Genomic DNA, 19,985 nt, shown 5'->3' with positions numbered 1-19,985 from the left:
CTACCAGATGCCGTCCCAGTAAAAGAAAAGGGGAAGCTAATGACTTCCCCTTCAGGTTTGTTGTTGTGGTGTTATTGTGCTGCTATGCGTTAAACGGCCACTTAACAACAGCCGTGGAACGTACGACTGATAACATCCTGCTGCTGCTCTTTGGTGAGCTTGTTGAAGTTCACCGCATAACCGGAAACGCGAATAGTGAGCTGTGGATATTTTTCAGGATGCTCCATTGCGTCTACCAAGAGTTCACGGGCAAGCACATTGACGTTGACGTGGTGGCCGGCAGAGCCAAAATAGCCATCCAGTAACCCGACAAGGTTAGACGTTTTTGCCTGATCGTCGGTGCCCAGAGCATTGGGGACCATACTCATGGTGTAGGAGATTCCGTCTTCAGAGTCACCATAGGGAAGTTTTGCAACACTCAACAGCGACGCCAGAGCTCCGTTAGTGTCACGCCCGTGCATAGGGTTGGCGCCAGGCGCAAAAGGTTCGCCGGCACGTCGTCCATCGGGCGTATTACCGGTTTTTTTGCCGTAAACCACATTGGAGGTGATAGTCAAAACCGATTGGGTAGGCTCTGCATTGCGGTAGGTTTTATTCGCACGCACATGGTTCATAAAGCGGCTCACCACATCGCAGGCAATTTGATCGACGCGATCATCGTTATTGCCGTATTTGGGGTAATCGCCCTCGGTCACATAGTCTTTTACCAAGCCATCTTCGCCGATTACTGGCGTCACCTTCGCGTACTTAATCGCGCTGAGGGAGTCTGCGACGATCGAGAGCCCGGCAATACCGCAAGCCAAAGTGCGCTTGACATCCCGATCGTGCAACGCCATCAGCGGTGTCTCGTAAGCGTACTTGTCATGCATATAGTGAATAGCATTTAGCGCTGCAACGTAGGTTCTGGCAAGCCACGCCATATAGGTATCGAAGCGCTCCATCACTTTGTCGTATTCGAGTACATCATCGACCATGACCTCTGCTGCAGGGCCGACCTGCAAGCCGATTTTCTCGTCAACACCACCGTTGATGGCGTACAACAAGGTTTTGGCGAGGTTTGCACGCGCACCGAAGAACTGCATTTGTTTGCCAATAGGCATGGCAGATACACAACACGCAATCCCGTAGTCGTCGCCAAAGCGATCGCGCATCAGGTCATCGCTTTCGTATTGGATGGACGAGGTGTCGATAGATACCTTCGCGCAAAAATCTTTGAACCCTTTAGGTAATTTATTGGACCACAACACCGTCAGGTTAGGCTCAGGCGCAGGCCCCAGGTTGTACAGCGTTTGCAGCACACGGTAGGAGTTTTTAGTGACCAGTGAACGGCCGTCGCAGCCCATGCCGGCGATAGACTCAGTCACCCAGGTGGGGTCGCCGGAAAAAAGTTCGTCGTATTCAGGTGTGCGTAGAAAACGCACCAGGCGAAGCTTGATGACCAAGTCGTCGATCAGCTCCTGCGCTTCCGCTTCGGTCAGCAGGCCGTTGCGCATGTCGCGCTCAATATAAATATCCAGGAAGCTGGACACGCGCCCAATACTCATAGCCGCGCCGTTTTGCGATTTCACCGCAGCGAGGTAAGCGAAGTAGGTCCATTGAATGGCCTCACGTGCAGTTTTCGCAGGGTGGCTGATATCGCTGCCGTAGCTCGCCGCCATGGCTTTGATATCCTGCAGCGCGGTAATTTGCTCGCTGAGCTCTTCGCGCAGGCGAATGGTATCTTCCACCATATCCCAGCTTTCGGTTTCCGCTTTTTCTGCCTTTTTAGCCTTAATGAGAAAATCAATGCCGTACAGGGCAACACGTCGGTAATCGCCAATAATGCGGCCGCGGCCGTAGGCATCGGGAAGGCCTGTAATCACACCCGCTTTGCGGCAACGCAAAATTTCAGGGGTATAGGCATCGAACACACCCTGGTTATGGGTTTTGCGATACTTACTAAAAACTTCGAGAACTGCAGGGTTTAATTCTTTGCCGTAGGTTTCGCAAGAGGTTTGCACCATACGAATCCCACCGAAAGGTACGATCGCGCGTTTCAGCGGGGCATCAGTTTGCAGGCCGACGATTTTTTCCAGAGCGAGATTAATATAACCGGGCTTATGCGAGGTCACAGTGGCTGGTGTATCTGCATCAAAATCCAGTGGTCCACCAGCAGCCTGTTCGGCTTTGAGCAGCTCCAAGACTTCTTTCCAGAGAGTTTCTGTGCGATGAGTTGGCCCGGCGAGAAACGCATCATCACCGTCGAACGGTGTGTAGTTGCGTTGAAGGAAGTCTCTTACATCGACGGATTCTTGCCATGGGCCAGCAGCGAAGCCCGCCCATGGGTCACACACAGGACCACTGGCGACTTCTGATGCTTTCTCGGAGATCTCTGCCTTAATATTCATAGATTGCCTCACACAATAAAAAAACGAAAAGGGCAACGCCTTTTGAGCGCAGACCCATTAGGTACGAATGTTCGGTTGGAACGGGGGGATAATCAGGCGTGATTGATATTCTACGCCGCCCCACTAAATTCGATTTGATACAACGCAATTCGTGCAAGCTTTACACGGGGAGAGGGGAATAGCCGTTCGAATAACGTATTACGGATAGCGCAGACATAATAAAAAAATCCGCCATTTTTAGGGTGAATGGCGGATTCACTAAAAATAATATTGGTGGATACTCGTGCGAGATTTGCCGGGCTAGCTACTCTCTGGTGGCGGTGCAACACGCAGTACTTCAGCCAGTGTCGTGCGGCCCTGGGCAATTTTTTGCGCGCCGGATAAGCGCAATGTGCGCATACCGTCACGCATCGCCTGCTGTCGCATCGCCTGCAGATCGAGGGTGTCACTGATGTGTTGCTGCACGCTGTCGGTTAAGGTCAGAATCTCGTAGATGCCCTGCCGTCCCAAATACCCGGTGTTACGGCATTCCAGACAACCCTCGGGAGCGTACACTTTAGGTGGGCGCGCAACTTTCCAGGGCCGTACCAGATTTTCCCAATCGCTACTGCTAATGGTACTTTCGCTCTTGCAGTGCGGGCACAATGTCCGAATTAAGCGCTGCGCCATCACACCAAGCACGGTGGATCGCAACAGATAGCTGGGCACACCCAGATCCAGTAACCGAGTGATTGCCGAAGCGGCATCGTTGGTGTGTAAGGTGGACAGCACTAAGTGCCCTGTAAGCGCCGCCTGCACCGCCATTTGCGCGGTCTCGCGATCGCGAATTTCGCCCACCATGATGATGTCTGGATCCTGACGCATCAGGGTGCGTATTCCAGCGGCAAAATCAAATTCAATATTGTGCTGTACCTGAGTCTGGTTAAACGCCTCTTCCACCATTTCTATCGGATCTTCAATGGTGGAAACATTAACCTGTTCAGTAGCCAGCTGGCGCAAACTGGAATAGAGCGTCGTGGTTTTACCCGAACCTGTGGGGCCAGTCACCAATAAAATACCATGCGGTTTACCGGTCATACTGTTCCAGCGTTTGAAGTCGTCCCCCATCAACCCCAGCTGTTCAAATGTACGGAACAGTACGTCTGGATCGAAGATCCGCATTACCAGTTTCTCACCAAATGCCGTGGGTAATGTAGATAAACGCAATTCCGCTTCCATTCCATTAGGCCGCTTGGTTTTAATGCGCCCGTCCTGCGGCTTGCGCTTTTCTGCGACGTTCATCCGCCCCAGAATTTTTAAGCGGCTGACAATCGCGGTGGCCACATTGGCCGGAAACTCATAAATATTATGCAGTACACCGTCAATACGAAAACGCATGCGGCAGATTTCGCGACGCGGCTCCAGATGGATATCGCTGGCGCGCTGATCGAAAGCATATTGCAGCAGCCAGTCCACGATATTAACTACATGTTGATCATTGGCTTCCGGGTCTTTTAAGCGGCCAAGTTCCAGCAGCTGCTCAAAATTGGCGGCACCGGAGCGGGTGTTGCCACCGCCATCCTCTGCGCCGCTGACAGAGCGAGCCAGCGAATAAAACTCCACGCGGTACCGGTTGAGATCGGACGGGCGAGCAAAAACCCGTTTAATTTGCTGCCGCACTGTTTGCGCGAGCTGCATTTCCCATTCGGTAATAAACGGCTGACTCACGGCAATCGTCACTATTTCCGCAGTCACGCCCACACACAACAGACCGTGGCGCTTGGCAAACTGGTAGGACATGACTTCCGCAACCTTCGCTACCGGTATTTTCATTGGATCGATATGGAATAACGGGAGCCCTGCTTTTTCCGCGAGCCACTCGGTAAGTGTGAGCTCATCCATTTTTTTCCCTGGTACCCGCAAGTTTTCCAGCTCCTGCGAGGCGAGGTAAGTGAGCGGATGCATCAGCGTTTGCTCACGGGTGCGGTGCGCCCCCATGACCATATTGGCTTCTTCCTGTTGAACGAAGCCTTCGTCGACCAGGTCTAAAAGCAGTGAACGCAAGTCCAGCGCGCGTTCGGCGAGAAAGTCAGATTTCATAAATAATCGCGGTCAACATTGACCCAGTTTTCATTGGTTGTCTGTAAAGATTGTAACTCACATGGCAAGGTCGCCCTCGCGTCATATAAGCCATCAAACCACATGCATTCATCAATTGTAAGGAACTATCATGGAATTCACGGTTTATCAGGTGGACTCTTTCAGTAATCGCCCCTTCGCCGGCAATCCTGCCGCGGTGCTGGTGCTGGAGCGTTCTTTGGACGAAGAGACCATGCGCAATATTGCGGCCGAGATGAACCTGTCAGAAACCGCGTTCGCCGTACGTGACGGTGACCGCTTCGGCCTGCGCTGGTTTACCCCCACCACTGAAGTTGCACTCTGTGGACACGCCACGCTGGCCACCGCACACGTGCTGTTTAACCACTTGGGTTACTCCGCGGACACCCTGTATTTCGACACCCTCAGCGGAGAGCTGCGCACCAGAAAAGCCGACACTGGTTTGATCGAGATGGATTTTCCCACGGCAACATTAACGCCTGTGTCCGCTACCAACGAGATTATCGATGCCATTAGCGCGCGCCCACTGGCGCTCATGACTGACGGGACAAAACTCCTGGTCGAACTCGACAGCGCGCGCAAGGTCTGCAACTTAAATCCGGATATGGATAGACTTCGTAAACTGCCGTACATGGGTGTATGCTGTTGCGCCCTGGCCAATGACTATGTCGCCGACCCACAACCAGACTTCGTGAGTCGCTTTTTTGCGCCGGCGTCAGGTATTCCGGAAGATCCGGTCACCGGTTCCGCTCATACCCTGTTGATGCCACATTTTGGCAATAAACTCGGTAGGAAAACACTCCAGGCACGGCAAATCTCCGCCCGCGGCGGGGATCTACACTTAGAGCAAAAAGGTGACCGAGTGCTGATTGCCGGTACTGCGGTCACGGTTATGAAGGCCAGTCTCTATCTATGATTGTGGGAGCGCCAAGCTCCCATCAGGACATGTATGATCGATACCCGTTTATTCACCCGCAGGCTGGCGGACCTTATCGCCCAGCCCTCGGTCAGTTGTACCAGCCCGCAGCTGGATATGAGCAACCGCAACGTCGTTGAACTGCTGGCCGAATGGCTGGCCGCCAAACAGTTCCAAGTGGAATTCCAGGAACTGCCTGATAACAAAGCCAACCTGATTGCCACCCGCGGTAGTGGCCCTGGCGGGCTGGTACTCTCGGGCCACACGGATACCGTGCCCTGTAATCCCGACCGCTGGGAACAAGACCCTTTTACCCTGTCCAGCAGAGACAACCGTTTTTACGGGCTCGGTGCCACAGATATGAAAGGGTTTTTCCCGGTAGTGCTGGCAGCACTCGATCGCCTGGACGAGCATCTCGACAAGCTTCAGCAACCGGTGATTGTGCTCGCCACCGCTGACGAGGAGTCCTCGATGAGTGGTGCACGAGCCCTGGTTAAAGCCGGTCTGCCAAAAGCCCGCTACGCGGTGATTGGCGAGCCCACCTGTATGCACCCGATTCGCATGCACAAGGGCATTATGATGGAAGCCATTCGTATTCAGGGCTTGGCGGGGCACTCGTCCAACCCTGCGCTCGGCCACAACGCAATGGAATCCATGCATGCCGTACTCGGTGAACTGCTCAAATTCCGCAGTGAAATTCAGGCTAAATACAGCAATCAGGGTTTTGCAATTCCGTTCCCTACACTCAACCCCGGCTATATCCACGGTGGCGACAACCCGAACCGTATATGCGGCCACTGCGAAATGCACTTTGACCTGCGCCCGCTGCCCGGGATGGACATCGGTGACTTACATCACCAGTTGGAACAGCGCCTGACGCCCATCGGAGACGCCCACAACACACCGCTTACTCTGGAGAACTTGATTGGCGGAATCGATGCCTACGAACAAAGCGCCGACAGCGAATTGGTGCTGCTTGCAGAAAAACTCACCGGTTTCAAGTCCGAGAGTGTAGCATTCGCCACCGAAGCTCCGTTTCTGCAGAAGCTGGGAATGCAAACGCTGGTAATGGGGCCAGGCTCAATCGATCAGGCTCACCAACCCAATGAGTATATGGCTCACGAACAGGTGGCGCCCGCAGTCGATGTAATTGCCAACCTGATTACCCAGCTCTGCTTACAGACAACATCGGCCGCTTGATAAAGCGGTCGCGTCTCATCGATAATTTTGCCTGCTTAAGTTTGCCTAGAGATACACCGTGTCCACCGAATCAAATAATTACATCCAATGGTTTCGCCACACCTCGCCTTATATTAATTCGCACCGGGGCAAAACCTTCGTTGTTTTGCTGCCAGGTGATTGCATTTCGCAGGATAACTTTCCCAATATTATTAACGATTTGACCCTGCTTAGCAGCCTTGGCGTGCGCCTGGTAGTTGTACACGGTGCACGACGTCAGATCGACGAACAACTGGCGGTGATAAACAGCGAAACCGAGTTTCACAAGGGCGTGCGTATCACTACGCGCGAGCAGATGGGTGAAGTCCTGAAAGCCATTGGCCATGCACGCTTCACCATTGAAGCGGCGTTTTCCAGCGGTTTGCCAGATTCGCCGATGTATGGCTCAAAAATTCGCGTTCGCTGCGGCAATTTCGTTACGGCGATGCCGCAGGGCGTGATTGACGGAATCGATCATCAGCTGACCGGCAAGGTCCGCAGTGTCGATGCCAGCGGCATTCGTGCCATGCTCGATCAAAACAGCCTCGCACTGGTTTCCCCGCTTGGCTACTCATTAACAGGTGAAGCGTTTAACCTCAGCTTTGCCGATGTCGCCATCGCCATCGCCAATGCGTTACGAGCAGACAAGTTGATCGCCTACAATGACGACGGCCCGATTACAGACAGCCAGGGGGAACAGTTTCGCGAACTCACCCTGCTTCAGTGCGAACGGTTTCTATTGGAAAAGCAGCAGCACAACCGCTCCAATACCTATTTTTCGCTGCGCGCGTGCTACCAGGCATGCGATGGCGGCGTTTCCCGTGCCCACGTAGTCTCCGCTTGTGACGATGGTGCACTTATCAAAGAGCTGTACACCCGCGATGGCTCGGGTACCATGGTCTACCGCGACAGCTACGAAACCATAAGACGCGCCCGCATAGAAGATGTAGTTGGGATTCTCAACCTGATCGAACCTTTAGAGCAAAAAGGCATATTGGTTAAGCGTTCAAGGGAGCATCTCGAAACTGAGATCGGCTTTTTCACCGTGATGGAAAAAGACAACCTCATCGTGGGCTGCGCCGCGCTTTACCCCATTGCCAACAGTGAGGCAGGGGAGCTGGCGTGCGTAGCGATGCATAACGAGTATCGCGGAGACGGTCGGGCAGCCAAGCTGCTTACCCACATCGAGCGGCAGGCGCACAAGCTGAACTTCACCCAATTATTCGCGCTTACAACCCAAACGGCGCACTGGTTTTTAGAGCAGGGGTTTCGCGAGTGCGATGTAGAACAACTGCCGGGCGAACGCAAGGCACTCTACAATTATCAGCGCCGTTCAAAAGTGTTCGTCAAAGCAGTGCAGACCTGAAAACGCACCAGAGTAGCCAACGCGGCCACGGCTATCCTTCCTCCCGGCCGCGGTCGCAAGAATCCTGAATGGCGGCATTATCCTGCCGCCTTCTGTCTTCCCCCCTATTCAACCCAAATATTCGCTGCTCGTTTCGGGCAAGTCGCCGTTTTTTTGCCTAAACTTTCTCTATTAACGCCTTGATTTTAATTAGCTTATCCAGGCGGTTTCGCATTTGGGACACCAGTATGAATTTAGATTTGAAGTCGGAAAACGAACTTCGCCAAATTGATATAGTAAAAATCTACAACAACAAAAAATGCCTTATCGTTGACGATTTTCCAGAGATTCGCGGCTCGCTCACGCGTACTCTACGCACGTTCGGTGTCAACAGCGTAGACACTGCAGCCAATGGCGAGGAAGCCATTCGCGCGTGCAGTTTCAAGAAGTACGACATTGTTTTATGTGACTACAACCTGGGCGCAGGTAAAGACGGACAGCAGATACTCGAGGAGGTTCGTTACCTCCGGGTACTGCTGATGACCAGCTTGTTTGTGATGATTACCGGAGAAAGCTCACGAGAAATGGTGCTTGGCGCCCTCGAATGCCAGCCTGACGACTACATCACCAAACCATACACCCAGCAATCCCTGCGTGTGCGTCTCAACAAAGCTATAGTGCGCCACGAAACACTCTTACCAATAAAAAAATTCATCTCTGACGGCGATTACCGCGCAGCACTTGATACCTGTAACCAGATGATCGCCGACAACTCACGATATGCAGGAGACTGCCTGAAAATAAAAGGCCAGCTACATTTTTTATTGAAACAACTGAAGGAAGCACAAAAACTTTACGAAAGCGTACTCGGTAAAAAACCACTAGTCTGGGCAAAGTTAGGCATGGGTAAAACCCAACTCGCATTAGGTAATTACGACTCTGCAGAAGAAATCCTCAATTCGATTATTGAAGAAGATGAGCGCTATGTTGAAGCACATGATCTGCTAGCCGAAGTGCACAAAGAACGCAAAGACTTTGCTGCCGCGCAACGAGCAACCGAAAACGCCACCCGCGTATCGCCAAAATCCGTATTGCGCCACCGGCAACTTGCCGAACTGGCCGAGCAGAATAACGACGACGAGATAGCCCTAAAATCACACCAAAACGCCATAAGGTGGGGTTTCAATTCCTGCCACGAATCCGAACAGGACTACTTTAACTATGCGCGTAAAGTGTCGGAAGTGGTGCAAGGTGATAACAGCAATAACGCAAAAACCCTTACGCGCCAGGGCCATAATTTTCTCGATCGCGCGCGCAAACGTTTCGCAGATCGACCGGAAATCGCAGTTCAAGCGCAACTGGTGGAAATTCAATTGCACTTGGGCTCAGGCGAGCAAAAGAAGGCGGAAGCCGCAGTAGAAAAAGCCCGCGAAATGTACAACGATCTCGCAACGCCACCGGTGGAGACCAGCCTGGAGATGGCGCGTACACTCCATGCCATGAACAACGAGGACGAAGCACGAGAACTGCTGACGCAACTGGCTGCACGGCATGAGAACGATCCGGATATCCTGCAGATGATCGACGGAATAACCGGTGAGCCCATTAGCGATAAGGGCAAGGTGGTTGCAACGAAACTAACAAAGGCGGGTATTGAACACTATGAGACCAAAAATTTTGCGGAAGCCATCGATGTATTCTTGGAAGCGCTCGCAAATTACCCAAAACACATTGGCCTCAACCTCAACCTAATCCAGGCAATCCTGGCCGACACTGAAGCCAATGGCTTCTCAGAACGATACGAGAAACTCTGTCGCCGATCCCTGCGGGCAGTGGGCACCGTTGGCCCCGAGCACAAACAGCACAAGCGCTATGCGTTCCTATACCGTCAACTCGGCAAGCATTATCCCAACGTAACCTGAGGTATTACCGCGAGCGTAATCGGACCTGGAATCTGGTATTCTTCGCAGCCAGTTTTCACCCCCAGAAGGAGTCCGCACATGCCCGAGTACCGTTCCCGCACCACGACCGCTGGCCGCAATATGGCCGGAGCCCGCGCCCTGTGGCGAGCCACAGGCATGAAAGACGACGATTTCCAAAAACCGATAATCGCGGTGGTGAACTCCTTTACCCAATTCGTGCCAGGCCACGTGCACTTGAAGGATCTCGGGCAGCTCGTCGCGCGCGAAATAGAAAAAGCCGGTGCCGTAGCGAAGGAATTCAATACTATTGCGGTGGACGATGGTATCGCCATGGGCCACGACGGAATGCTCTACAGCTTGCCGAGCCGCGACATCATCGCCGACTCTGTGGAATACATGGTCAACGCGCACTGTGCGGATGCCATGGTCTGCATCTCCAACTGCGATAAAATTACCCCTGGAATGCTTATGGCCGCTATGCGCCTGAATATTCCGTGTATTTTTGTCAGTGGTGGCCCCATGGAAGCGGGCAAAACCAAACTGGCAGAGCACAACCTGGATCTTGTTGACGCGATGGTGATCGCCGCCGACGACACCGCCAGCGACGAGACGGTCGCCGAATACGAACGCAGCGCCTGCCCGACATGTGGCTCCTGTTCCGGCATGTTCACAGCGAATTCGATGAACTGCCTGACCGAGGTACTCGGCCTGAGCCTGCCGGGTAACGGCACGGTGTTGGCTACACATGCGGATCGCCGTAAATTGTTTGAACAAGCCGGACAGCAAATTGTCGCTATTACCCGCGACTACTACGAGCAGGATAACGTCAACGTCCTGCCCCGCAGTATTGGCAGCAAAGCCGCCTTCGAAAACGCGATTACGCTCGACATCGCTATGGGGGGGTCAACCAATACGATTCTGCACCTGCTGGCAATCGCCCAGGAAGCCGAAGTGGATTTCGATTTAAAAGACATCGACAGGCTCAGCCGCAAGGTGCCTCAGCTTTGTAAAGTCGCTCCCAATACCCAGAAGTATCACATCGAAGACGTACACCGCGCCGGTGGTATCTACGGCATCCTTGGCGAGTTGGAACGCGGTAAGCTACTTGATAGCTCCGTGCCAACAGTACATTCAACGACCCTTAGCGCCGCGATCGCTAAGTGGGATATTCAACAGACAAGCGACGATCAAGTTGCGCATTTTTACCGTGCCGGCCCCGCGGGTATCCCTACACAAGTCGCTTTCAGTCAGGATACTCGATGGCCCTCTCTGGACGGCGATCGCGCGCAAGGCTGTATTCGCAACGTTGCGAATGCCTACAGTCAGGAGGGGGGTCTTGCTGTACTGTACGGCAATATTGCCGCCGATGGCTGTGTGGTTAAAACGGCAGGGGTCGACGATTCTATACTGGTATTCGAAGGACCGGCGCACATCACTGAATCTCAAGATGAAGCGGTAGCCAACATACTAGCCGGCAAAGTGCAGGCCGGAGAAGTGGTGATTGTGCGCTACGAAGGGCCAAAAGGCGGGCCAGGAATGCAGGAAATGCTGTACCCAACGTCCTACCTCAAATCTAAAGGACTGGGCAAAAACTGCGCTCTGTTGACCGATGGCCGCTTTTCCGGTGGCACATCAGGCCTATCAATTGGACATGTTTCTCCTGAGGCTGCTGCAGGCGGTGCCATCGGGCTGGTTCGTAATGGCGACATAATCCGGATCGACATACCCAACCGCTCCATCGACGTAAAGCTTAGTGACGATGAGCTGACTGCACGCCGCGAGGCGCAGAACGAACTAGGCTGGAAGCCTGCAGAGCTCCGCCCACGAAAAGTCTCCGCAGCACTCAAAGCTTACGCCAAACTGGCGACCAGCGCCGACAAGGGCGCAGTAAGAGATCTGAGCCAGCTCGACGATTAGACTTTTCCAAAACACACCTCACACATGCTGTCGGTCGCGCTCTTAGCTTTAGTCGCCGACAGCAGATCAGGTCAGGCTCACACGCAACTATTAACCCGGCGATTAAATAGATGATGCTATCTATTTAATCGCACGCCCTCGAAGTACCGGCTCGAATGTGTAAATTTTCCAATACTTCAAAGGCTTACATAGTCCTTCGGGCGATGGCGGTGCCCCCTTGTATCGCCTATTAACTTCGCAATTTTCATTGCCAGGTTAATAGTAGAAAACAACGCACAACCCAATGCGCGCAAATCCGGCTAACTGAAACTATTTCATTTTATTCAGACGAAAAAAAAGCCCCTTGTGGGGCTTTTTATTTAAGTGATCCAAACGGCTAGCCAGCTGCTGCTGCCAACTGCTCTGCACGGAACTTCTCGCGCTGAGCGTGTTGCAACCAGTTATCAGCTGTGCGCTTCACACGCTTGTCTTCTTTCGCTTTTTTGAATGCTTTTATCGCAGATTCGTACTGAGCTAACTCAAGATGAGCAATACCCAAATTGAGATTAATCTCACCTGCGCGCTTCAAATCACCTTTGGCCAATGCCTTTTTACCCGCTTCAACAGCTTTCTTGTTGTCGTCGATGTAAAGGTAAAGTCCAAGCAGTTGCCCGTACAAATCGCCATTATCAGATTTTTCTGCAGCACGCTGCATCGCAGGAATAGCTTTGTCGGTATCTTTAGCCTGACGCCATGCAATAGCGAGGGTTTCAAGATTCTTAGCATTTTCTGCGATGATTTTGTCCTTCATACCCTTTTCGACAATTTTTGCTGCCTTATATGGGTACTCGTTAGCCATGCTCAGATAAGCCAGATTCAACAATTGCTGCTCTTTTTCCAAAGCGCCCATGGTGTAAGCGGCATCCAGCGTGTAGTACTGATCTTTTTCACGCTCGAGCATACCGTACACACCAGCAAGCTGCTGCCAGTAGCTCTTCTTCGGATAGTGACGAACCATTTTCTCGATGATTGGCAAAGACGATTTGTAGTCTTCTTTTTCGAGGTACAGCGCTTTTTGCAACGAGAGCCATGGCTCCTTCGCAACATTACCGTCCTTTTCCGCCATCTTCACTGCGATATTGATGTTTTCCAAAGCACAGGCTTTATCGTCCATCTGGTAGCAGATCTGCGATTTTAAATAGTACGCGTCGTCACCGATGGTGTCTGAAATACCCATCCAGGTATTCAGCATTTTCAGTGCATCAGCATAGTCTTCTTGCGCAAACATCAATTGTACTAAGGTATAGGTAACCTGCAGTTCGAGGCCCCATGGAATATTGGGCGACTGCTCGATTACTTTGCGGTAGTACTTGATCGAGTTTTTAAAGTCTTCGAGAGAGTAGTAGATCCAACCATAATAGTTGTAAATCTGCGCCAGCTCGTAAGCGTTACATTTACTGCAGTCTTTTTCGACGTCTTTCAGCTCTTTCAACGCTGCGTTGAAATCGCCAGGCGGCTGAGTGCCATCTTTCCGTTCCGGCGGAGAAGCCAAGTCTGCAACCTTACCCAACTTTTTAAAGAAGGCCTCGCTGATACCGGGCAATGCGCGTTTCTTTTTAGTGTCTTGGGCAAAAGCTTTCGCGCCCAGATCTACGTTGAAACCGGCCGCATTTACTGCCTTTTCCAAAGCTGGAGCCGCCAGCGTAGCTGCCGTCGCCAACAGCAGGCAACGCCCGAAATGGCTGACTTTTTTGGAATAAAATTTATTCATAAATATCACCCTGCCGCTACTTGTCTTTGGCCATTTGGAAAGTGAAGCGGTTTCTCACGCCTGGCACTTCAATGGGCTCGCCATCAATAACTTTAGGCTTGTATTTAAATTTCTCAGCCGCTTTCACCGACGCACTGGCAAACACGCTATCCGGGCAATCTACAACCGAAATATCGCGGGTTTCGCCTGTTTTAGTAACCGTATATTCCACCGTGCAGTATCCTTCCAACCCACGGTTTGCCGCTCGCGCAGGGTACTTAGGCGCCACTTTCACGATAGGCAGATAGTCACCATCGCTGGAGAAGCCTCCAATACCGGAAATCTGCACACCACCAGTGTTAATCTGCGGTGCGAACGAAATATCCATTTGTACATCCGGGTTGTCGAATTCAGGTTCGGGCAACTCGGGTGGTGGTTCTTCTGGCTCTTGTGGTTTCTCAGGCCGACTGGTGTCGTACTCGGTGGTAATTTCCCGCTCAGGCATCAAAATTTCAGGAATTTTGAATTCTTTGGATTCTTCGGGTTCGGTCATGTTGCGCAGAATCAATACGTGCATTAACAGCAACAGACCAAGAGTTACCAGTGCCGCAGGAGCCAGGGAAGACAATAATCTAACAATGCTCATCGCTCACCTACCTGTTTTCTGCGGAGACAGAGACATCCCCAACACCCGCTTCGCGGGCCTTTTGAGTCACTTCTGTCAGCGTTTTAATGTTTGAATCTTTATCCGCCTGAATAACTACCGCTCCCTTGGGATTTTCTGCTAACAACAACTGAATTTGAGTCTTAACCTGACGAATATCGACTTCGTTTTTGTTAATCCAAATTTCATTCTGGTCGTTAATTGCAATCAGGATGTTGGCATTTTTCTTCAAGGCGGCGGTAGTCGCATCCGGGCGATTTACCTGAATCCCAGGCTCTTTAATAAACGATGCAGTCACGATGAAGAAGATCAACATGATAAATACCACGTCGAGCATCGGGGTTAAGTCAATCGCCCCCGTTTCTTCTTCTGCTTTGATTTTCCTGCTCATGTTTTCTCTCTTAATTCAGGCCAAATTAGAAGATGGATCTAGTGATCCATCGTTAATTGGTCTTCGAGCATGTGATTTTCGCGTTCAGCGATACGGTTAATCAACGTTGTACCAAACACACCGGAAAGTGCTGCTACCATGCCCGCCATGGTAGGAATGGTTGCCCGGGATACACCGGAGGCCATGGATTTTGCATCACCACCGCCGGTTACTGCGAGCACATTAAACACTTCGATCATACCGGTAACTGTACCCAACAGACCCAGAAGCGGGCAGAGGGTGACCATGGTTCCCAGCAGGTCGAGGTTTTGGTTGATTTTGCTAGCTGCGCGAGAAATAAGTGCTTTACGGATTTGTCGTGAGTTCCAGGACTTGCGCTCACCGCGCGCTTCCCAGAGCTCGACGGTCTGGGCTTTAATCTTGCCCAGAGACCCTTTGTAAAACCAGAGACGCTCGAAGATTAATGTCCACATGGCGAATGCCAGTGCTGCAATCCAGTAGAGAATAGGACCACCGGAAGCAACAAAGGCTTTAATGGCTGCGAGTGCTTCCATCATTGCCAGCATGATTATCTCCTCTCGTAAATCGATAGACTGACGGCCCAGCGGCCGCCAGCGCGAAGTGGGTATTACTTGCTCTCTGATTTCTCAGCGATCAAACCAGCACTTTCTTCTTCAAGAACATGAACGATGCGCTTGGCTTTACCGTTCAGGAAGGTATGGAGAAGTACCGTTGGGATAGCAACACACAGACCCAGTACGGTAGTTACCAGTGCACCGGAAATACCGCCAGCCATTGCTTTAGGATCGCCAGCACCGTAAATGGTAATCGCCTGGAAGGTCACGATCATACCGGTAACCGTACCCAGCAGACCCAGCAGTGGCGCAACCATCGAGATGATTTTCAGCAGGTTCAAGCCGGATTCGATGCGCGGCAGCTCTTTCAGAGTTGCTTCTTCGAGTTTCAGCTCCAGAGTTTCGGTGTCTGCGCCTTTGTTCTCTTCGGCAACTTTCAGTACGCGACCCAGTGGGTTGTCGGTAGACGCAGTATTTGATTTCAACTGACGACTAACTTTCGCGCCCATAGCACTCAGTACAACGAAACGGAACAATGCCAGCAGAATCGCGAACACACCAACGCCAGTGATGATGTAGCCCACCAGCTTACCTTGGTGCCAGCGCTCAACAATGGAAGGACTGTTGATCAACGCAGAAAGCAGGGTTCCGCCAGCAGGACCTGTTGGGTCGATACCCACTTTAGTGAAGCCGCTGGTTGCCTGTTGAATAGCTGCAGCGCCTTTCATGTGGTCGCCTGGTTGGCGAGGCAATTCGTTGAGACTGCCGCTTTTCACGTCGTAAGTCAGGTATTTACCGTCTGAGAGCAGGTTGTAATTACCGATGCGCACAACTTCACGCTCAGCTTTGTTACCTGCAGGATCGGAGACAACGGAGTTAAATTTAACAACTTTGCCACCTTCAACGGTTTCACGCTGTAGCTCGTACCACAGACGCTCGATTTCTTCGATAGAAGGCAGTTTGGTTTCGCTGTTCATCTTCTCGATCAGCTCAGAGATGAACTGTGTGCGTCCGGGGTACTGAACGCTCACGATCGAAGAATCCAACGCTGCGCGCAGGTCGCCCGCAGTAGAGGTCAGGTGACCAAACAGTTCTTTCAGCGAACCCAGACGGTCATCCAGTTGTTGACGAGCAGCTTGTACGTCCTGCTCACGCTCTTTGTGCTGTTGCTCCAGACGCGCAGAGCGGTCTTCTTCAGCTTTTTTGGTGGCTTCAGCCTGAGCCAGCATGTTGGCCTGGTTAGCACGTTGCTTACGGAATTGTGCTTCGCGTTGACGATTTTCTTTGTTCTCTGCGATCTGGCTGTTTTTAACCATTTGCAGAAGTTCGTCGAGAGATGCAGCCTTGTCTTGTGCCATTACAGAACCAGACAGCGCAATTGCACCAGCAGCGGCAACAGCCACTATTGCTTTTTTAAGATTCATTTTCATTGTGCAGCCTCCGGAGCCAGAATTGGCAACTCCATAACATCAATAGACGCTTGCTTCTTAGCAATGCGAATGCCTTTGAGGATGGCCGCGCGGTAGGCACCTGCGTCCAACTCAACCCAGGCGCGTTGACGCTGATCCCAGGCTCCGGACAGTTTGGTGTCGGTTGTTTGATACATCAGAGCGATGCGGCCAACAGCCAGAATATTTACCTGACGCTCTTGACCACCCACTTCAAGGGTGTCGACATAGGTGTCGATCTTACGGCCGTATTCTGCTTCGATGTTGTAGGCTTCAAGCACCTGACGGAATTTCTCAGCAACTGAGATGTCAGCGCGGTCCTGGTTGTCGCGCAGTGTCTCAACACGCTTCAGACGCTCTTCCATGTGGAAAGGTACGTCCAAGTTTACGAACTGCTCAAGACCTTCGAGCATACGCAGGATGAGGGGCTGAATTTGACGTTCGATCACCGTGACCTGATCAATAGAAGTGTTCAGATCTTCAAGTACTTTGAGCTGGCTGGCCAACTGCTTTTCCAGCTGGCTGTTGTAAACGCGCAGGCCTTCGATTTCTTTGTTGACTGTTTTGTACTTTTGTAACAGGTCAGAAGTTTCCTCGGCCAACTTGTCGATTTTCTTCTGCGATTGAACGCCTGCAGTGGTCTTAGCTTGACCAACCTGCATGATCGCGTCCAGGGTTTTATCTGCGTGGGCGGTGCCAACCAGGAGCGCGCCAGCAGAAAGAACTGTGGTTAGAGCCACAGCTTTGATTCGCTGCTTCTTCATATATCCCCCAACTCGGGTGCTTGCATTGAAAAGGTTGCGACCGGACTAAGCGCGGAGCTTTGTGTCCAGAATGTAAAAATTAAAGGTTTGAGACTTGGTGATCGTCAAAGTTCGGCATTTTAATAAGACAGCTCACCAACATTCAAACACAAATAAAAAACGCACAGATTCAGTTGCGCAATGTATAACCAAAGGTAACACCCGAAACTGTAACTCAGTGAAACAGGTAACACTTCGGTAACACACGCTCACTAATTAGTCGGCGCGCCAATACACTAATTGCTCACAGTTTAGACTGTGCATCAGTGCAATCCAGCTCCCTCACCGGCGCTCCAAGACTAAAAAGGAATACGCGTAGGGGTTTCCAGAATCCGCTTCGTGCCGTTCGGCGCTCAGCTGTTGCCATCGACTCCTGTCGAACTCTGGAAAATAGGCGTCTCCAACAACGTCAGCGTGAACTTCGGTCAGATAGAGACGGTCTGCTTGCGGCAACATTTGGCGATAAAATTCTGCACCGCCAATTACCATAATTTGTTTTACCTGAGTTTGCGTGGCAACGTCGCGCGCGAGTACCAATGCATCCTCAAGGCTGTGACACACGTCTACCCCTTCAGCCTGCCATGTGGGGTTGCGAGTAACCACAATATTTGTGCGGCCAGGTAGAGGGCGCCCGATAGAATCGAACGTTTTGCGCCCCATGACTATAGGATGCCCCATCGTCACCCGCTTAAAATAAGCTAAATCTTTAGGCAATCGCCAGGGCAAACCATTGTCCCGCCCAATCACACCATTTGCGGCAACCCCGACAACCAGCGCAATACTAATTTCGTCACTCACGGTCATTCAGCTACACCGAAATCGGCGCTGCAATATGCGGGTGCGCCTGGTAGTTCTGAAGTTCGAAATCGTCGAAGCAAAAGCCAAAAATATCCTTGACCGCCGGGTTAATCGCCATAGTCGGCAGAGGCAAAGGTTGCCGTTGTAACTGTGTATCTACCTGTTCCAGGTGGTTGAGGTAGAGATGGGCATCGCCAAAAGTATGGACAAAATCCCCTGGTGCCAGTCCAGTGACCTGCGCGATCATCATGGTCAAAAGTGCGTAGGAAGCAATATTGAATGGAACACCTAAAAATATATCGGCACTGCGCTGGTACAACTGACAGGAAAGCCTGCCTTCCAAAACATAAAATTGAAAAAGCGTGTGGCACGGTGGCAACGCCATTTTTCCGTTGCGCACATTGTCCTGCGGCGAGATTGATTCGTCCGGCAGAAGTGCGGGATTCCAAGCTGAAATAATGAGTCTGCGAGAATCGGGCTTATGTTTTATTTGCTCGATTAACTGACTGATTTGATCGAGCGTTTCTCCATTCTGCGCGGGCCAGCTGCGCCATTGCGCACCGTAAATCGGGCCCAGATCACCGGACTCTGTCGCCCAGGCATCCCAAATTTTTACACCGTTATTATTTAAATACGCGATGTTGGTTTCGCCGTTCAGAAACCACAGCAGTTCATGTATTATCGATTTAAGGTGGCATTTTTTCGTAGTCACCAGGGGAAAGCCCTGACTTAAATCAAACCGCATTTGATAACCGAAAACGCTGACTGTTCCGGTGCCGGTTCTGTCTTCTTTTCGTACACCGTTATCGCGAACGTGTCGCATTAACTCAAGATATTGCTTCACACCTTAACCTTTTTTAGAGCCGTTCGCGCGCGGATCAGGCGCTTTTTCCGCATACGCGGGGTGCCTGTAAGCATAGAAGAAAATCAGCGCACCGATAATAATCATCGGCAAACTCAGCTCTTGTCCACGCGTCAGCCAGCCGAACATATCAAATCCGATATGAGCGTCCGGTTCGCGCACAAACTCCACAGCAAAGCGGAAACAGCCGTACAAAATCAAAAACAGTGACGCCACCGCAGCGCGCGGTCGCGGCTTGGATGAAAACCAAAACAGCACTGCGAACAACACCAAGCCTTCGAGGGCTGCCTGATACAGCTGCGATGGATGGCGGGCCACTCCCGGGTCTTTCGGAAACACCATGCCAATCGGCAAGGTCGTCACGCGGCCCCAGAGTTCTTGCCCGATGAAATTACCGATCCGCCCTAAGCCTAGCCCAATAGGCACAAGCGGCGCGACAAAGTCCATAAGATCGAGAAATCGGACCTGCATTTTTCGCGCGTAGAGCATCATCGCCAGGATCACACCAAGCAACCCGCCATGAAATGACATTCCGCCTTCCCAAACCCGGAACAGCCACAGTGGGTCATCCAGAAAGGCGCCAAAATTGTAGAAGAACACATAGCCACAACGGCCACCAAGTACCACCCCCATGGCCACGTAAAACACCAGATCTTCGAGCCACGACTTATGCACGACATTGTGCGGCTTACCTGCACGATAGGTACCGACCGCCCAGCACAGAATAAAGCCGAACAAATACATCAAACCGTACCAGTGAATATCCGGCAGGTTGATGGTTTTTCCGAAGACGGTAACGGAGCCGAGAGAGAGTGCGACGGGATCGATTTCCGGGTACTTAAGCATGCCTCATCCGCGGGAGGAGAATTTTTCGAGGGCCGATCATATCAGAGGCAGATGACGATGTGTTGTA

At 51.8% G+C, this 19,985-nt stretch carries 16 protein-coding genes; 5 read left to right on the top strand and 11 right to left on the bottom strand.

The window, feature by feature from the left end:
• Positions 1 to 101: 101 nt before the first annotated feature.
• Positions 102 to 2,387 (bottom strand): formate C-acetyltransferase, encoded by a 2,286-nt coding sequence (gene pflB / locus TERTU_RS01690; protein WP_015819247.1) that lies wholly within the window; start codon positions 2,385 to 2,387, stop codon positions 102 to 104.
• Between the two features lie 300 nt (positions 2,388 to 2,687).
• A complete protein-coding gene (gene tfpB / locus TERTU_RS01685) occupies positions 2,688 to 4,466 on the bottom strand; it encodes a type IV pilus assembly ATPase TfpB (protein WP_015818161.1) in 1,779 nt (592 codons plus the stop codon).
• A 130-nt stretch (positions 4,467 to 4,596) separates the two neighbouring features.
• Between tfpB and TERTU_RS01680 the strand changes: the two genes are divergently transcribed.
• The 5 genes from TERTU_RS01680 to ilvD all read left to right on the top strand — a co-directional run bounded on the left by TERTU_RS01680 (position 4,597) and on the right by ilvD (position 11,802).
• Positions 4,597 to 5,400, top strand: a complete 804-nt coding sequence (locus TERTU_RS01680) for a PhzF family phenazine biosynthesis protein (protein ID WP_015819889.1) — start codon at positions 4,597 to 4,599, stop codon at positions 5,398 to 5,400.
• 33 nt (positions 5,401 to 5,433) lie between these two features.
• Entirely contained in the window at positions 5,434 to 6,600 is a 1,167-nt protein-coding gene (argE, locus tag TERTU_RS01675) for an acetylornithine deacetylase (protein WP_015820284.1), read from the top strand.
• Between the two features lie 58 nt (positions 6,601 to 6,658).
• Positions 6,659 to 7,984: an amino-acid N-acetyltransferase gene (argA, locus tag TERTU_RS01670; RefSeq protein WP_015817743.1), complete on the top strand. Its 1,326-nt coding sequence runs from the start codon at positions 6,659 to 6,661 to the stop codon at positions 7,982 to 7,984.
• A 227-nt stretch (positions 7,985 to 8,211) separates the two neighbouring features.
• Positions 8,212 to 9,885, top strand: a complete 1,674-nt coding sequence (locus TERTU_RS01665; RefSeq protein ID WP_015820494.1) for a tetratricopeptide repeat-containing response regulator — start codon at positions 8,212 to 8,214, stop codon at positions 9,883 to 9,885.
• 78 nt (positions 9,886 to 9,963) lie between these two features.
• Positions 9,964 to 11,802 (top strand): dihydroxy-acid dehydratase, encoded by a 1,839-nt coding sequence (gene ilvD / locus TERTU_RS01660; RefSeq protein ID WP_015817964.1) that lies wholly within the window; start codon positions 9,964 to 9,966, stop codon positions 11,800 to 11,802.
• 376 nt (positions 11,803 to 12,178) lie between these two features.
• Here the strand turns inward: ilvD and TERTU_RS01655 are convergent, their stop codons facing one another.
• The 9 genes from TERTU_RS01655 to lgt form a co-directional block, all read right to left on the bottom strand.
• Positions 12,179 to 13,552 (bottom strand): tetratricopeptide repeat protein, encoded by a 1,374-nt coding sequence (locus tag TERTU_RS01655; protein ID WP_015819574.1) that lies wholly within the window; start codon positions 13,550 to 13,552, stop codon positions 12,179 to 12,181.
• 16 nt (positions 13,553 to 13,568) lie between these two features.
• Positions 13,569 to 14,177 (bottom strand): energy transducer TonB, encoded by a 609-nt coding sequence (locus TERTU_RS01650; protein WP_015818637.1) that lies wholly within the window; start codon positions 14,175 to 14,177, stop codon positions 13,569 to 13,571.
• A gap of 7 nt (positions 14,178 to 14,184) precedes the next feature.
• A complete protein-coding gene (locus TERTU_RS01645; RefSeq protein WP_015818618.1) occupies positions 14,185 to 14,586 on the bottom strand; it encodes an ExbD/TolR family protein in 402 nt (133 codons plus the stop codon).
• A 38-nt stretch (positions 14,587 to 14,624) separates the two neighbouring features.
• Positions 14,625 to 15,152 (bottom strand): MotA/TolQ/ExbB proton channel family protein, encoded by a 528-nt coding sequence (locus TERTU_RS01640; RefSeq protein ID WP_015816841.1) that lies wholly within the window; start codon positions 15,150 to 15,152, stop codon positions 14,625 to 14,627.
• Between the two features lie 62 nt (positions 15,153 to 15,214).
• Positions 15,215 to 16,591 carry a MotA/TolQ/ExbB proton channel family protein gene (locus TERTU_RS01635; protein WP_015817386.1) on the bottom strand — a complete coding sequence of 459 codons (1,377 nt, stop codon included), beginning with the start codon at positions 16,589 to 16,591 and terminating at the stop codon, positions 15,215 to 15,217.
• Positions 16,588 to 17,373, bottom strand: a complete 786-nt coding sequence (locus TERTU_RS01630) for a DUF3450 domain-containing protein (RefSeq protein WP_015820353.1) — start codon at positions 17,371 to 17,373, stop codon at positions 16,588 to 16,590. The genes TERTU_RS01635 and TERTU_RS01630 overlap by 4 nt, the downstream gene beginning before the upstream one ends.
• A 321-nt stretch (positions 17,374 to 17,694) precedes the next feature.
• A complete protein-coding gene (gene folA / locus TERTU_RS01625) occupies positions 17,695 to 18,216 on the bottom strand; it encodes a type 3 dihydrofolate reductase (protein ID WP_015819236.1) in 522 nt (173 codons plus the stop codon).
• Positions 18,217 to 18,220: 4 nt separating this feature from the next.
• Positions 18,221 to 19,054 carry a thymidylate synthase gene (locus TERTU_RS01620; protein WP_015819722.1) on the bottom strand — a complete coding sequence of 278 codons (834 nt, stop codon included), beginning with the start codon at positions 19,052 to 19,054 and terminating at the stop codon, positions 18,221 to 18,223.
• 3 nt (positions 19,055 to 19,057) lie between these two features.
• Positions 19,058 to 19,918 carry a prolipoprotein diacylglyceryl transferase gene (gene lgt, locus TERTU_RS01615; RefSeq protein WP_015818586.1) on the bottom strand — a complete coding sequence of 287 codons (861 nt, stop codon included), beginning with the start codon at positions 19,916 to 19,918 and terminating at the stop codon, positions 19,058 to 19,060.
• Positions 19,919 to 19,985 lie beyond the last annotated feature (67 nt).

It is taken from the genome of Teredinibacter turnerae T7901 (assembly GCF_000023025.1).
GTDB classification, from domain to species: domain Bacteria; phylum Pseudomonadota; class Gammaproteobacteria; order Pseudomonadales; family Cellvibrionaceae; genus Teredinibacter; species Teredinibacter turnerae_B.
Note: the sequence above shows the minus strand (reverse complement) of the source record. Positions and strands in the feature narration are given on the sequence as shown.